Here is a 15,635-nt window from a genome sequence, read left to right as displayed (position 1 = left end):
GTGGACACCGTGCGGAACTGGTTGAAGTAAGCAGCGGACTTACTGCCGGGGCGAATAGTTGGCATTACGCTCCGAATATACGCGATGAGGATGCGCTCCATCGAAGATCGCGATTAACCCGCCTTTAGGCCAGATGGAAATCGTGGTAGCTGACCAACGTTCCGGTCGTCTTGTCCGCCTCGATCTGGAAGCCGGTGGGATCAAACGTACCCAACAAAGCGATGTTGGCAGTATGGGCTCCGTCGGTGATGCTCAGAGTCCCGCCGCTGCTGTCCGCGTTGGGGGTGTAGTTCAGCGTCGGCGCGCTAGCGAAGTTGAAGTCGAGAAGATCAATATGATCGTCTGCGGTCATCCCGGACACGGTCCCTGAGAAGTTGAAGGAATCGCCAAGGATGAGGGTTCCGGTTGCGCCTGCAGCAAACGTGGTAGTTTCCGCCGAAGCATGTGCAAACGCCAACGTCGCGGTCCCACTGATCAGCGCTGAACCGTTGCCGCTGACGTTGCCGTCGATCGTGACGTCGCCGTCGTTGGCCCACAACAAGCCCGTATTGATGACATCGCTGTGGATGACAAGCCCGCCGGCGCCGGTTGCCTCGAAGGTTCCGGAGTTGGTGATGGCGTTGGTCCCGGTATCAATGTCGAGAGAATTGGTGCCGGTAGCGATAATGGTACCCTCGTTGACGAGGGTCATCACTCCATCCCCAAGGTGTCCCGCGCCGGCGATGGTGTTGTCGACGTTCGTGAGCGTGACGTCCGCGACCGTTCCGGTGATCACGTTCTCGCTGCTGTCGGTAAGTTCAACATGGCCGCCGCCCTGCAGGGTGATGCCAAGCTCGATCAACTGCAGATCGGCCTCGTTTCCGGTTGAGTTCAACTCAATGGTGCCGGTGTTGTCGATGATGCCGGATAGCGGCAGGATCGCCCCGTCGCTGATCACCATGTGGCCCGGATTCTCGGTGACCGGCGTGTGATTGAAGACGAAGTCATCAGCAGTGAGCGAAGACGCATCGACCCCGTTCAGTGTGATCGACTGGCCATCGGCGAGCGTGATCAGTGCATCCCCGGCAGCATCGTTGGCCATGTGCGCCTGGATGTCGCCAAAACCGGTGAAGTTGGCGTAGCCGATCAGATCGATCTGATCCGAGGCAGCGTCGAAGCTGTAGATCACGTCATGCCCGATCGGCTGGGAGAACACGAACAAGTCGCGGCCGGTGGAGCCGGTCAGGTTGTCGTCGCCTGAGAGCGCGAAGATTGGGGAGCCTTGTCCATAGGCTTCGACGTTGTCGGCGATCATGGCCAACCCGGTGCCGCCCGTAGAATCCGTCCAAGTTTGCGATATATGCAGCGACACCGCGCCCGCGTAATCATCAAACGTGGTGATAGTGAGTGCGGTGACATCGTTTGTCTGCACCGACCAGGTCCCATCGCCGTTGTCGGTGCCCTCGCTCAGCGTCCAACCCGCCGGAATGCCACTGACGCTGACGCTGACCGTGCCAACGTGATCCACCGGGTTTGTCAGTCCAAGGTTGATGGCTTCGCCGGCCATGCCTGCGGGACCGAGATGTGCCTGACTGATGTTGGTCAGGGTGACCCCTACGAGATCGACCAGGATGTCGTTAGCGGCGTTCGGAGTTGTGCCGACCTGCTCAAAGACATAGCTATGGGTAGTTCCGGCGATGTTCGCGACAAAAGCAACCGCTGCGCCGGTGCCGGTCGCTATATCGTTGTTGTGAAGGTACTGCACGACGGCTGCGACGTTAGCGGTGGACGTCAGGGTTAGTGCTGACGCAAAGGCATTGGCATCATCGAATGTGATGACGCCGTTCGTGATGGCATGCGATTTCACCGTCTGACCGGAAATGGTCAACGTGGAGTCAGTACCGTTAGTGCCGGCAGTATTGGCCGTCACGTTGGTGACCGGCAGATCAAGGATGTCGTTGGTGCCGGTCGTGGCGAAGTCGTTGATCGCGTCATAGCCGGAAATCGTGCCGGCATCCCCGGAGCCCCCAACGGTGCCGAGAGATTGTCCGCTGTTAATGACAAACGTATCGCTACCAGCTCCGCCGGTCATTGTATCAGCGCCGCTGCCTCCAGTAATGCTGTCGGCGCCGGAGCCGCCGGCAAGCGTGTCATTTCCGGAGCCGCCGATCAGCGTGTCATTCTGTGCTGAACCGGTGATGGCCGCCGCCGCGCCGGTGTTGGTGACTGTAAAGCCGTTGGCGCCGGTCGCCGCGCTCAAGTCAACGGCAAAGCCGTTGCTGCTCAGGTTTGCCGTACCAGCGTTGCTGGTCGATGACGTGGCCGTAAAGGCTGCAGTGACGGTAGCGTTGGCCGTGGCCCCTGCGCTTATGACAAGGACATCATTCCCTGAAAGATCGGTGACGCTGTCAGTGCCAGAATTGACGTTGAACGTGTCGTTGCCAGCACCACCGGTAAGGGTGTCGTTACCCAAGCCGCCGGTGAGGGTGTCGTCGCCGGAACCAGTCTTGAGAGTGTCGTCACTGTCTCCGCCGATAACAATGAAAGCTCCGGACGTGACTGCGCTTGCATCCAAATTGAGCTTTCCATTGCCACCGATACCAGTCGCGTCGACGGTCAGTGCCCCATTATTTTGGAAAGTCGAAAGGAACGTTACGTTGTCGGTATGATTTCCGCTGTTGGTGTCGACCAGTTTGAAAACTTCAAAATTTGTGAGAAAGAGGTTTCCCACGCCATTCCCAAATGTGAATGGTCCAGGGGAGCCGCCGGTGACGATGAGCGTGTCCGTGCCGGTTCCGCCGGTGATGCTATCTGTACCGTTCAAGGTCAGATTGGTTGCATTTACCGTGTTCGTGCCGCTGGCGTAGAAGATGACGTCGGTCGAACTCGTCGTCAGCGTACCCGGGTTAGGGCTGTCCTGATTGATGGTAACGGTGTCGCTATCGCTCAATCCACCCTGATCCGTCGTCGTGATCGTCAAAGTATCGGCGCCGACGAAAGTGTCGGTTGGATTGTAGAGAAGACCATTCAAGGCGTTGTTGATGTTCGCCGCCGTGCCGGAGAAGGTCATGGTCGCGTCGGTCGTACCGTCGCCGGTGGTGAACGAGAGGCCGGTGGTGCCCGATAGCGTCAGCGTGCCGTGCGCGACCGACAGCGTCACTGTCTCGGTCCCAGCGCCTACGTCAACGTCCGAGATTGAGATGAGTTTGGCGCCATTGAATGTCACGTTGGTATTTTGTACCACCTCCTGCGTACCGGGCACCGTATTCACCGGCGCATCGTTGGCGCCGTTGATGGTGACCGTGAGCACCGCGGTGTCGGTGAGATTGCCCGGGTCCTTTACGGCATAATTGAAGCTGTCGGTAATGGTCTGGCCGCTGTTGAGCGCCTGCACCGCCGAGTCGCTGTCATTCACAACATAGGTGTAGGAGCCGTTGGCGTTGAGCGTCAGCGTGCCGTGTGCACCCACTAGGCTGGAGCCTAGCGTGCCGGCCGTGCCGGAGCCTTCGACCGCCCCAGTGCGGATCGCCGATACCACCAGAGATGCGTTGGTGTTGTCGACGTCTGTATCGTTGGTCAGCACGTTGCCGGTCGCGTTCGAGCCCGCGGTGCCATTGCCGGTGCCGCCCGCCTCGGTGGCCGAGCCGGTGTCGTTGACGCCCACCGGCGCATCGTTGACCGGCGTCACATTGATCGTGTCGGTCACGGCCACGCTGTTGGCGGTCCCGTCATTGGTGATGATGGTGACCGTGCGGGCCAGGCCCGACGGGTTATCGCTGGTGTTGAGGTAGGTCACCGAGTCCAGCGCGGTCTGGTAGTTCGCGACGCTGGATGAACCGGTCAAGGTGAGCGTCCCGGTCGCCGCGTTGAACGATCCGGTGATGCCGTTCTGGTTGGTGAAGCCCAGCATGTCCTGGCCGGTGACGTAGTCGCCGGTGATCTGCACCGTCGCCGAGGCTAGATTGGCACTGTCGACGTCGGACACCGTCAGCGCAGGGTCGATCGCGGTGGCGGCCTGGTTTTCCGTGTAGCTCAGCGTATGACCAGCGACGACCACCGGCGCATCGTTGACCGGCGTCACGTTGATCGTGTCGGTCACGGCGACGCTGTTGGCAGTCCCGTCATTGGTGATGATGGTGACCGTGCGGGCCACGCCCGACGGGTTGTCACTGGTGTTGAGGTAGGTCACCGAGTCCAGCGCGGTCTGGTAGTTCGCGACGCTGGATGAACCGGTCAAGGTGAGCGTCCCGGTCGCCGCGTTGAACGATCCGGTGATGCCGTTCTGGTTGGTGAAGCCCAGCACGTCCTGGCCGGTGACGTAGTCGCCGGTGATCTGCACCGTCGCCGAGGCTAGATTGGCACTGTCGACGTCGGACAGCGTCAGCGCAGGGTCGATCGCGGTGGCGGCCTGGTTTTCCGTGTAGCTCAGCGTATGACCAGCGACGACCACCGGCGCATCGTTGACCGGCGTCACGTTGATCGTGTCGGTCACGGCGACGCTGTTGGCAGTCCCGTCATTGGTGATGATGGTGACCGTGCGGGCCACGCCCGACGGGTTGTCACTGGTGTTGAGGTAGGTCACCGAGTCCAGCGCGGTCTGGTAGTTCGCGACGCTGGATGAACCGGTCAAGGTGAGCGTCCCAGTCGCCGCGTTGAACGATCCGGTGATGCCGTTCTGGTTGGTAAAGCCCAGCACATCCTGGCCGGTGACGTAGTTGCCGGTGATCTGCACCGTCGCCGAGGCCAGATTGGCATTGTCGACGTCGGACAGCGTCAGCGCCGGGTCGATCGCGGTGGCGGCCTGGTTTTCCGTGTAGTTCAGCGTATGACCAGCGACGACCACTGGCGCATCGTTGACCGGCGTCACCGCCACTGTCGAAGTCACAATGTTGCTGGCGTGGTTTGCCGTCTGGCCGTCATCAACCTGATAGCTGATGGTGCGGGTCGTACCCGACGGGTTGTCGCTCGAATTGAAGTATGTCACCGACTCCAGCGCCGCCTGGTACTGGGCGACAGTCGCAGAACCGGTCAGCGTCAGCACGCCGGTCGATGCGTTGTAGCTGCCTGTGATGCCGTTCTGATTGCTGAAGCCGAGCACATCCTGGCCGGACGTGAAGTTGGCCGTGATCGACACCGTCGCCCCGGTCAGATTCGCACTATCGACATCCGACGCCGTTAGTACGGTGTCGATCGCCGTCGCCGCCTGGTTCTCGGTGTAAGGCAGCGATCCACCATTGGCGTTCAGCACCGGGGCGTCGTTGGTGCCGGTCAGCGTGATGGTCAGCGTCGAGGGGGCGCTGGCGCCGTGCTCGTCGGTGACGGTGTAGTTCGCCACCACGTCGGTGGTGGCGCCCTGCGCCAAGTGCTGGTAGGCGGCATTGGCCGCGTCAAGGCTGTAGCTGCCGTCCGGGTTCAGCGTCAGGCCAGCCACCGCCGCATCGAGGCTGTAGCTCAGAGTGGCGCCATCATCGACGTCGCTGTCATTGCTCGCGACCGTGCCGGTGATGGTGCTGTCTTCCAGGCCGCTGTTGGTATCCGCCACCGCAACCGGGGCGTCGTTGGTGCCGGTCAGCGTGATCGTCAGCGTCGAGCTCGAGGTCGCGCCATGCTCGTCGGTGACGGTGTAGTTCGCCACCACGTCGGTGGTGGCGCCCTGCGCCAGGTGCTGGTAGGCGGCATTGTCGGCATCGAGGCTGTAGCTGCCGTCCGGGTTCAGCGTCAGGCCGGCGACTGCCGCATCGAGGCTGTAGCTCAGAATGGCGCCGTCATCGACGTCGCTGTCATTGCTCGCGACGGTGCCGGTGATGGTGCTGTCTTCCAGGCCGCTGTCGGTGTCCGCCACCGCGACCGGGGCGTCGTTGGTGCCGCTCAGCGTGATCGTCAGCGTCGAGTTCGAGGTCGCGCCGTGCTCGTCGGTGACGGTGTAGTTCGCCACCACGTCGGTGGTGGCGCCCTGCGCCAGATGCTGGTAGGCCGCATTGTCGGCATCGAGGCTGTAGCTGCCGTCCGGGTTGAGCGTCAGACCGCCCACCGCGCTGGTCTGCGCGTAGGTCAGGCCCGCGCCGTCATCGACGTCGCTGTCGTTGCTCGCGACCGTGCCGGTGATGGTGCTGTCTTCCAGACCGCTGTTGGTATCCGCCACCGCGACCGGGGCGTCGTTGGTGCCGGTCAGCGTGATGGTCAGCGTCGAGTTCGAGGTCGCGCCGTGCTCGTCGGTGACGGTGTAGTTCGCCACCACGTCGGTGGTGGCGCCCTGCGCCAGATGCTGGTAGGCCGCGTTGCCGGCATCGAGGCTGTAGCTGCCGTCCGGGTTCAGTGCCAGGCCGGCGACCGCGCTGGTCTGCGCGTAGGTCAGGACCGCGCCGTCATCGATGTCGCTGTCATTGCTCGCGACGGTGCCGGTGATGGTGCTGTCCTCACTGCCGCTGTTGGTATCGGCTACCGCGACCGGAGCATCGTTGGTGCCGGTCAGCGTGATGGTCAGCGTCGAGCTCGAGGTCGCGCCGTGCTCGTCGGTGACGGTGTAGTTTGCCACCACGTCGGTGGTGGCGCCCTGCGCCAGGTGCTGGTAGGCGGCATTGTCGGCATCGAAGCTGTAGCTGCCGTCCGGGTTCAGCGTCAGGCCGGCGACTGCCGCATCGAGGCTGTAGCTCAGAGTGGCGCCGTCATCGACGTCGCTGTCGTTGCTCGCGACGGTGCCGGTGATGGTGCTGTCTTCCAGGCCGCTGTTGGTGTCGGCCACCGCGACCGGCGCATCGTTGGTTCCGGTCAGCGTGATCGTCAGCGTCGAGCTCGAGGTCGCGCCGTGCTCGTCGGTGACGGTGTAGTTCGCCACCACGTCGGTGGTGGCGCCCTGCGCCAGGTGCTGGTAGGCGGCATTGCCGGCATCAAGGCTGTAGCTGCCGTTCGGGTTCAGCGTCAGCCCGGCCACCGCCGCATCGAGGCTGTAGCTCAGAGTGGCGCCGTCATCGACGTCGCTGTCGTTGCTCGCGACGGTGCCGGTGATGGTGCTGTCTTCCAGGCCGCTGTTGGTATCCGCCACCGCAACCGGGGCGTCGTTGGTGCCGGTCAGCGTGATGGTTAGCGTCGAGGGGGCGCTGGCGCCGTGCTCGTCGGTGACGGTGTAGTTCGCCACCACGTCGGTGGCGGCGCCCTGCGCCAGGTGCTGGTAGGCGGCATTGGCCGCGTCAAGGCTGTAGCTGCCATCCGGGTTCAGCGTCAGCCCGGCCACCGCCGCATCGAGGCTGTAGCTCAGAGTGGCGCCGTCATCGACGTCGCTGTCGTTGCTTGCGACGGTGCCGGTGATGGTGCTGTCCTCACTGCCGCTGTTGGTATCGGCCACCGCCACCGGGGCGTCGTTGGTGCCGGCCAGCGTGATGGTCAGCGACGAGTTCGAGGTGGCGCCGTGCTCGTCGGTGACGGTGTAGTTCGCCACCACGTCGGTCGTGGCGCCCTGCGCCAGATGCTGGTAGGCGGCATTGGCGGCATCGAGGCTGTAGCTGCCGTCCGCGTTGATCGTCAGGCCGGCGACTGCCGCATCGAGGCTGTAGCTCAGAGTGGCGCCGTCATCGACGTCGCTGTCGTTGCTCGCGACGGTGCCGGTGATGGTGCTGTCTTCCAGACCGCTGTTGGTGTCGGCCACCGCGACCGGGCCGTCGTTGGTGCCGGTCAGCGTGATGGTCAGCGACGAGTTCGAGGTGGCGCCGTGCTCGTCGGTGACGGTGTAGTTTGCCACCACGTCGGTGGTGGCGCCCTGCGCCAGGTGCTGGTAGGCGGCATTGGTGGCATCGAGGCTGTAGCTGCCATCCGGGTTCAGCGTCAGGCCGGCGACCGCGCTGGTTTGCGCATAGGTCAGGACCGCGCCGTCATCGACGTCGCTGTCATTGCTCGCGACCGTACCGGTGATGGTGCTGTCTTCCAGGCCGCTGTTGGTGTCGGCCACCGCGACCGGCGCATCGTTGGTGCCGGTGATGTCGATCGTGACCTGCTGGGTGGCGAGGCCGCCATGGTGGTCGTCGACCTCGACCGTAAAGCTGTCGGCGAGATGCTCGCCGACGGCGAGCGCATCGACCGCGCCGCTGTCGAGCACAGTGTAATGCCAGGTGCCGTCGGGATCGACGGTGGCGGTGCCGTGGGCGGCGGCGACGCTGACCGACAGCGTGTGGGTGTCGATGGCATCGACGTCGGAGAAGCTGACCTGGCCGGTGGCGGTCTGCGCCGCGGCCGGGAGGTCGTCGCCTTCCGACACGGTGCCGGACTGCGTGGCGCTGGTGATCACCGGGGCGTCATTGGTGCCGACAATCGTCACTGTCACGGTCTGCACCGCGGTGCCACCGTGGCCGTCCGAGATCGTCACGTCGTACTTCTGAGTCAGCGTTTGGCCAGCCTGCAGATAATCGACGGCGCCGTCGGCGACCGAGAAGCTCCAGCCGATCGCGCCGCCATTGCCGGTGTCGTGGTTGGTGGTATCGAGCGTGAAACTGCCGAGGTAGCCGCCGCCCTGCGGCGCGAAGCTCGCGGTATGGCTGTCGAGCGTGTCGACGTCGGTGAAGGCCACGGCGCCGGAGGCGGTATGCGGTGTGTTGGCCGCCTCGGCCGCCGACATATCCGCCCACTCCGTCGCCAGGCCGCTCTGCGCCGACGAGATGATCACCGGCGCATCGTTGGTGCCGACAATCGTCACTGTCACGGTCTGCACCGCGGTGCCACCGTGGCCATCCGAGATCGTCACGTCGTATTTCTGGGTCAGGGTTTGGCCGGCCTGCAGATAATCGATGGCGCCGTCGGCAACCGAGAAGCTCCAGCCGATCGAGCCGCCATTGCCGGTATCGTGGTTGGTGGTATTGAGCGTGAAGCTGCCGAGATAGCCGCCGCCCTGGGGAGCGAAGCTCGCAGTGTGGCTGTCGAGCGTGTCGACGTCGGTGAAGGTCACCGCGCCGGAGGCGGTATGCGGCGTGTTGGACCCTTCGGCCGCCGACAGATCCGCCCACTCCGCCGCCAGGCCGCTCTGCGCCGACGAGGTGATCACCGGCGCATCATTGGTGCCGGTAACCGTGATGGTCAGGTTGGCAGTGCACGAGCCGCTATGATTGTCGGAATTGGTGTAGCTGAAAGTGTCGTAAACCAGCTGGTCTGCCGCTAACGCCTGCACATTGGCCTGGGCATTGTTGAGCGTATAGGTGTACGTGCCATCGGAGTTGAGGTGCAGCGTGCCGTAGGTGCCGACCACATCAGCACCGACCTTGGTGGCAGAGCCGTTGATGGCCGTGACGCTATGACTGTCGTGCGTATCGGCGTCGGTATCGTTGATGAGTACGTTGCCGCTGACTGAATTCGGCGCGGTGTCTTCCTTCACCGCACTTGTGTCGGCCGCTGCAACGGGGCCATCGTTGACCCCGGCAATTCTCACTGTGGCGGTCGCCCAGCTCAGCGTCCCATTGCCAAGCCGGATAGCGTAAATGAATGAATCTGTGAAAAAATCCCCTGCTGACAGGGCAGCGACTTGAGCGCTTAATGCTGACGCGTCATACCCGACTTTACCATCCGCCGTGATCCAGATTTTTGCGCCATTCAAGCTTGTATCGCTGCTGGTGGCTTCGACGCGCGCGGTATCCTGAGTCAGCAAATCAGCCGCACTATAGCCGCTCATGGCGCCGCTGTTATTAATGCCGTTGTCGATGGAAAAGAGGGTCTTGGCATTGCCCCCAAGGTCATTTCCCATGACATCGAAAAAGACAGGCTGAAGGTTATCCTCCGTCAGCGAAATGGATACACCGGCGGCGGTCAGGCCACTCGTAAAAATATCGTTCGTCGCTTGCGGTGTGTTGGAGAATGAAGTGGTGCTGCCGCCGCCGGTTGCCTGAGTAGCCATGTCTTCGACCTCAAAACGCGTAGAATATGAAAGTCATTTGGGAGCAACCCGAACACGGGTGAGCAACGTGACGGATTCGGGCGACCTTGAAGCGGCCCAGAACTCTGCAGTCGTGTCCTGACGAGGAGATAGCGAAGGTGCGCCGTCGCTCGACGAGGTCTGCAGATCGGCTGAATCGATCACCGGAGCCGCCGTCACCCGGGAGGCAATCGCAACTGCCATAGACAGCTCGACCGAAAGATCCGATGGTCGAGATGAACTCGAATTGTCCTTGAGGTGAGAATTAGTTTCAGACCAGCCGGCGGCTCGTAAAGACGTCGAGGTGAATAAGGCGCTGCTCACAACACACTCCACTCTGCCGATGCAGAGCAGGTGCAATCGCATTCGAAGAGCAACTCACAGGAGAGCGCCGGCAATGAGCGCCCGTTCAGCGCCTACGCGCCGCCGCCAGAAGAAACTCTGGCCTGTTGTGAAAAGATCCCGACGCCATTAACTCCTGCCCCGTTCGTGCTCGGCCTCCTGACGACCGCGCACGGCTTATGATTTTCCAATAACGTTTCTTGCTTTAGTAAGGTCCCTTCAGAGATCGAACCCGACAGTCGCCCGCGGCACAGGGGCGTTCGCACGTATGGATCAGCGTAAGAATCCCAATCCGGGCTGGAAAACGCTGTGCGCATCCCCGCGTCGGCGATTCGTTTGAAATGTGAGACGAGCAATCGCGCAGCCCCTGCTTCTCGTACATCGCGATGCTCGCTAGGAATCTCGGTCGGGGCAACGGCCCAAGAGGGGTACTCCGTCGGGACCACGTAAGACTACGGTTGCGCATGCTGATCGACCGCACCTGCGGCACATTATCGACGAATTCGCAGATAGCTAATTGGCGCTTCTTTGCCGCCCGGGGTCAGCAAGACTAAGTGCCGGCTTCTTAGTCTTGCTCAGTCTAAGCATGGCATCCGGCCCCAAGGCTTTCGCCTCCCGGTCAACGAGGAGCTGGCCGCGGAGTTCGGCGTGTCACGCGTCACGATCCGGCAGGCCGTCGAGTTGCTTTCAGCCGACGGCGTCATCGAGGCGCGGCAGGCCCGCAGCAGGCGCGGTGCGGAAGGACCGCTGGCTCAAGGTCGAAACTACGCTGTCGGTTCTCGCCGATATGTACCGCGACACTTCGCTGGAGATCGTCAACATCTCGGCGAGGCACAGCGACGCGCCGGCGTCTCCCGAGGACGGCAACGGCCGACTTCATGCGCCGGCTTCATTCGCCACTCGGTCCGTCGCACCGCGGCCGAAACAGGCCGTCATGCGATCAGTTGCCTAACTTGGCACAAATCGAGCCAAGCCTGACAAGTTGCTAGTGTGTTGCTGTACCTAGCTCAAATCGGCCCATGATGGATTGGAGCGAGAGTTCAAGTTCTTCAATTGCTTGGAAGGCGGCGTATGCACCGGGAGATCAAGAAAAATCTCGACACAGCCAATGTGAGCAGACCTCGTGAGATGAGATTGGGCTGCCTCGGGTCGGCGGAAGAGCATGCCCATTGTTTCCGAGGGCAGGGGAGATAGGTGAGTGCTGACGATCAGCAACAGTTGCTGGAAACATGAGGCGCCACCCTCTCATCTCGCTCCGTGCAGCCCCGCTGGTCGAACTTGCTGCACCCATGCTTGAGTTCGATCGCGTTAGCTGCGCTTTGGCGAGGTCGTTTCTGGGGCGAAACAGGTGTGGTCCGCGGCGATGGCAGACTTCGGCCGATGAGGAGACTGCTCACGCTCTTAATCGCTTTGTTGAACGTTCAGTAAAGCCATTTGCTAAACATGCTTGGCGATGGCCAACTTCTGGCTCGCCGGTTATCCAGGCGGGCTGGATTGCTCCGCGGCGCCAGATCGGCAATCGAAGCTTTCGACAAAATCCAGGCATTTCGCTGCGCTGCGAACATCCCGCTTGCGCGCGCGAACGTCGCGAATCTTTTCGCCAGGCTAGCGACAAACCGGCTTGACGGGCTCCAAAATTTAGTAATACGTTTAGTCCTACAAAAAAACTAAACATCACGCATCGAGCCGATGTGTGGGAGGAGCCCAAGCCCTTCCGGACCCGTTTCCGGAAATGGTCCGTCTCGTTCTCCACTCATCGCTCCTCAAACTCGGTTTCAGGATCTTGGCGTCGTTCCGGCAGGGAGCGCCGAGCGGGTTGGATGCTTCAACGAGAGAGGAAACGGATATGCGGACATTCAATTGGCTAAGAAGCTCGGCGGCAACCACGGTCCTCGGCACGGCGCTGCTGGGGATATTTGGCGGAGGCGAAGCCGCAGCTCAGGGCAAGCAGCTTACGCTGTGCTGGGCGGCATGGGATCCGGCCAATGCGCTGGTCGAGCTCGGCAAGGACTTTACCAAGCAATCCGGCATTGAGATGAAATACGAGTTCGTCCCGTGGACGAGCTATGCCGATCGCTTCCTCAACGAGCTCAACTCCCACGGCAAGCTCTGCGACCTGATCATCGGCGATAGCCAGTGGATCGGCGGCGCCGCCGAGAACAAGTGGTACGTCAAGCTCAACGATTTCTTCGACAAGGAGAAGATATCGATGGACGACTTCGTCCCGGCGACGGTCGTCGGCTACTCGCAGTGGCCGAAGAACTCGCCGAACTATTGGGCGCTGCCGGCTATGGCCGATGCGGTAGGCTGGACCTACCGCAAGGATTGGTTCTCGCGGCCCGAGATTCAGTCCGCCTTCAAGGCAAAGTACGGCCGCGACCTGGCGCCGCCGAAAACCTATGACGAGTTGAAGCAGATTGCGGAGTTCTTCCAGGGCCGCGAGATCGACGGCAAGAAGGTCTATGGCGCCTATATCTTCACCGAGCGCGGCTCGGAAGGCATAACCATGGGCGTGACCAACGTGCTCTACAATTACGGCTTCAGCTACGACAATCCAAAGAAGCCGTATCAGATGCAGGGCGTCGTCAATTCACCCGAGGCGGCCAAGGGGCTCGAGTTCTACAAGGAACTTTACAAGTGCTGCACCGCGCCGGGCATGACCAACGCCTACATGCAGGAGGGGCTCGATGCCTTCAAGTCCGGCCAGGTGGCGATGCAGATGAACTGGTTCGCCTTCTTCCCCGGCCTCTACAAGGATCCGAATGTCGGCGGCGACAAGATCGGATTCTTCGTCAATCCGGCCGGCCCGAATGGACACTTCACGCAGCTTGGTGGACAGGGCATCTCCGTGGTGGCGACCTCCGACCGCAAGGACGACGCGCTCGCCTATATCAAATGGTTCGCGCAGCCCGCTGTGCAGCAGAAATGGTGGCAGCTCGGCGGCTACTCGGCCCTGAAAGCGGTGGTCGATGCGCCCGACTTCCCGAAGAGCGCGGCGTTCGCGCCGCAATTCTTGGAGTCGATGGGAATCGTGAAGGACTTCTGGGCCGAGCCGTCCTACGCGCAACTGCTACTCGACATGCAGAAGCGGGTGCACGATTACGTCGTCGCCGACAAGGGTACCGCGCAGCAGGCGCTCGATCTCCTGGTCAAGGATTGGACCAAGGTCTTCAAGGAGCAGGGCAAGCAGGTCGCGTCGCAATAGGCGCGGCGCTCGCATCAACTGAACCGGTTTCCCCGGGGGTGTCCCCCGGGGAAACCGAACCAGCCAGCCGATGGACCAGATGACGACGATCCTTCAACCTGATGATGCTACGATTGCCGGCATGAGCGAGCCCGCCAAATCTCGCGACGCACGGCGCGTGCGCGGCCTTTCCGACCGCACCATTGCGTGGCTGTTCGTTGCGCCGACGATCGCGCTGTTGCTGGCGATCAACATCTTTCCGCTGGTGTGGATGATCCGGCTGTCCTTCACCAGCCTCAACCTCAGCATGTCCTATCTGCCGCTGCGGTTCGTCGGGCTCGACAATTTCACCGACATCCTCACCGACGAGGACGTCTGGTTCCGGCTCCAGACCACGGCGCAATTCGTGATTTGGTCTGTGGCACTACAGGTGGTCATCGGCTATGGCCTGGCGCTGTTGATCAACCGCCAGTTTCGCGGTCACAGCTTCTGGACCACGATCATCCTGCTGCCGATGATGTTGTCGCCGGCGGTGGTCGGCAACTTCTGGACGCTGCTGCTGCAGCCGCAGATCGGGCCCTTCAACTACGTGATCAGCCTGTTCACGGGGGTGCCGCCGAGCTCGTTCAGCATGACCGGACAGGTCTCGCTCGCGTCCTGGACCATCGTACTGGTCGACACCTGGATGTGGGCGCCTTACGTCATGCTGATCTGCCTCGCCGGGCTTCGCTCCATTCCCCACTACATCTATGAGGCGGCCGAGGTCGATCGCGCCTCGCCGTGGCGGCAATTCTGGTCGATCACGCTGCCGATGACGGTGCCGTTCCTGATGCTCGCCGTGCTGTTCCGCGCAATCGAGAACTTCAAGATGTTCGACATGGTCAACCTCCTGACGTCGGGAGGCCCGGGATCGACCACGGAGCTCGTGTCGATCACGCTGAAGCGCGCGGCATTCGAGAAATGGCGCACCGGCTATTCCTCTGCGCTCGCCATCATCCTGTTCGTGACCGTGTTCGGTGCCGCCAACATCTACGTCAAAGCGCTCAACAAGGTGAAGCAACGATGACCGCTGCACTCGCCAAGTCAGTCCTGGCCAAGTCCACCGCTCATTCCATCGTCGAAGCCTCGCCGCGTTCGAAGGCCGTGGCAGGTGGCCTCGTCATTCTCTATGCCGTGATCACGATCCTGCCGCTACTCTGGATCGTCGCTACCGCATTCAAGTCGCAGAGCGACGCCATCGCCTATCCGCCCAAGGTGCTCTTCGAGCCGACCCTCGAAGGCTATGTCAACCTTTTCACCGTGCGCACCCGCCAGACGCCGGACTTCATCGCCAAGCTGCCGCCGCCGGAGACGTGGTACGACACGCTCGTGCGCCAGCGGGACATGGTCATTGCCGGGCCATCGAAGGTCGTGCCGCGCTTCGTGAACTCGCTGATCATCGGGTTCGGCTCGACGTTCCTGGCCGTGTTTCTCGGCACGCTCGCGGCCTACGCTTTTTCGCGCTTTCGCATTCCCCTGGCTGACGACCTGCTGTTCTTCATTCTCTCGACGCGAATGATGCCGCCGGTCGCGGTCGCGATCCCGATCTATTTGATGTACCGCCAGCTCAATCTGACCGACACCAGGCTCGGAATGATCCTGCTCTACACCGCCGTGAACGTCTCGCTCGCAGTCTGGCTGCTCAAGGGGTTCATCGACGAGATCCCGCGCGAGTATGAGGAGGCCGCTCTCGTCGACGGCTACACGCGACTCCAGGCCCTGCGCAAGGTGGTATTGCCGCAGGCCGTCACGGGAATTGCGGCAACCGCGATCTTCTGCCTGATCTTCTCGTGGAACGAATACGCCTTCGCGGTTCTCCTGACGAGCGGCGAAGCGCAGACCATGCCGCCATTCATCCCATTCATCATCGGCGAGGGCGGGCAGGATTGGCCGGCGGTGGCTGCCGCGACTACGCTGTTCGTTGTCCCGATCGTCCTGTTCACCGTGTTGTTGCGCAAACACCTGTTGCGCGGCATCACATTCGGAGCTGTGCGCAAATGAGCGGTTCTGCGGTTGCCAAGGGCGGAGTGTCTCGCTGGTTCCGTCGCGGGCCTTGGGAGGCCGGCGCGATGACCCTGATCGGAGGCGGCATCATCATGCTGGTGCAGCCCTGGACGATTGATCTGTACAGCTATTCGTTCGTGACGATCCTCATCGGCACGGTCGGCTACGTGATCGTGAGCCATTTTCCGGAATAGGGCG

General features: G+C 62.0%; 6 protein-coding genes. 5 read left to right on the top strand and 1 reads right to left on the bottom strand.

Annotation, left to right across the window (positions count from 1 at the left end):
* Positions 1-124: 124 nt before the first annotated feature.
* Positions 125-9,850 carry a VCBS domain-containing protein gene (locus ACVWW6_RS34425; RefSeq protein WP_456682239.1) on the bottom strand — a complete coding sequence of 3,242 codons (9,726 nt, stop codon included), beginning with the start codon at positions 9,848-9,850 and terminating at the stop codon, positions 125-127.
* 1,008 nt (positions 9,851-10,858) lie between these two features.
* Between ACVWW6_RS34425 and ACVWW6_RS34420 the strand changes: the two genes are divergently transcribed.
* From ACVWW6_RS34420 to ACVWW6_RS34400, 5 genes are all read left to right on the top strand, one after another.
* Positions 10,859-11,188 (top strand): hypothetical protein, encoded by a 330-nt coding sequence (locus ACVWW6_RS34420; RefSeq protein ID WP_236842223.1) that lies wholly within the window; start codon positions 10,859-10,861, stop codon positions 11,186-11,188.
* 868 nt (positions 11,189-12,056) lie between these two features.
* Positions 12,057-13,415 (top strand): ABC transporter substrate-binding protein, encoded by a 1,359-nt coding sequence (locus tag ACVWW6_RS34415; RefSeq protein WP_011086348.1) that lies wholly within the window; start codon positions 12,057-12,059, stop codon positions 13,413-13,415.
* A 70-nt stretch (positions 13,416-13,485) separates the two neighbouring features.
* Entirely contained in the window at positions 13,486-14,460 is a 975-nt protein-coding gene (locus ACVWW6_RS34410) for a carbohydrate ABC transporter permease (protein ID WP_011086349.1), read from the top strand.
* On the top strand, positions 14,457-15,434 hold the full coding sequence (locus ACVWW6_RS34405) for a carbohydrate ABC transporter permease (RefSeq protein ID WP_051000396.1): 978 nt from the start codon (positions 14,457-14,459) through the stop codon (positions 15,432-15,434). The genes ACVWW6_RS34410 and ACVWW6_RS34405 overlap by 4 nt, the downstream gene beginning before the upstream one ends.
* Positions 15,431-15,631, top strand: a complete 201-nt coding sequence (locus ACVWW6_RS34400; protein ID WP_011086351.1) for a hypothetical protein — start codon at positions 15,431-15,433, stop codon at positions 15,629-15,631. Before ACVWW6_RS34405 ends, ACVWW6_RS34400 begins: the two co-directional genes overlap by 4 nt.
* Positions 15,632-15,635 lie beyond the last annotated feature (4 nt).

The sequence above is a fragment of the Bradyrhizobium sp. USDA 3311 genome, from assembly GCF_054062495.1.
Note: the sequence above shows the minus strand (reverse complement) of the source record. Positions and strands in the feature narration are given on the sequence as shown.

Coding starts and splice junctions, on each gene's coding strand:
- ACVWW6_RS34415 (WP_011086348.1), top strand. CDS start 12,057: ATGCGGACATTCAATTGGCTAAGAAGCTCGGCGGCAACCACGGTCCTC.
- ACVWW6_RS34400 (WP_011086351.1), top strand. CDS start 15,431: ATGAGCGGTTCTGCGGTTGCCAAGGGCGGAGTGTCTCGCTGGTTCCGT.
- ACVWW6_RS34405 (WP_051000396.1), top strand. CDS start 14,457: ATGACCGCTGCACTCGCCAAGTCAGTCCTGGCCAAGTCCACCGCTCAT.
- ACVWW6_RS34410 (WP_011086349.1), top strand. CDS start 13,486: ATGGACCAGATGACGACGATCCTTCAACCTGATGATGCTACGATTGCC.
- ACVWW6_RS34425 (WP_456682239.1), bottom strand. CDS start 9,850: ATGGCTACTCAGGCAACCGGCGGCGGCAGCACCACTTCATTCTCCAAC.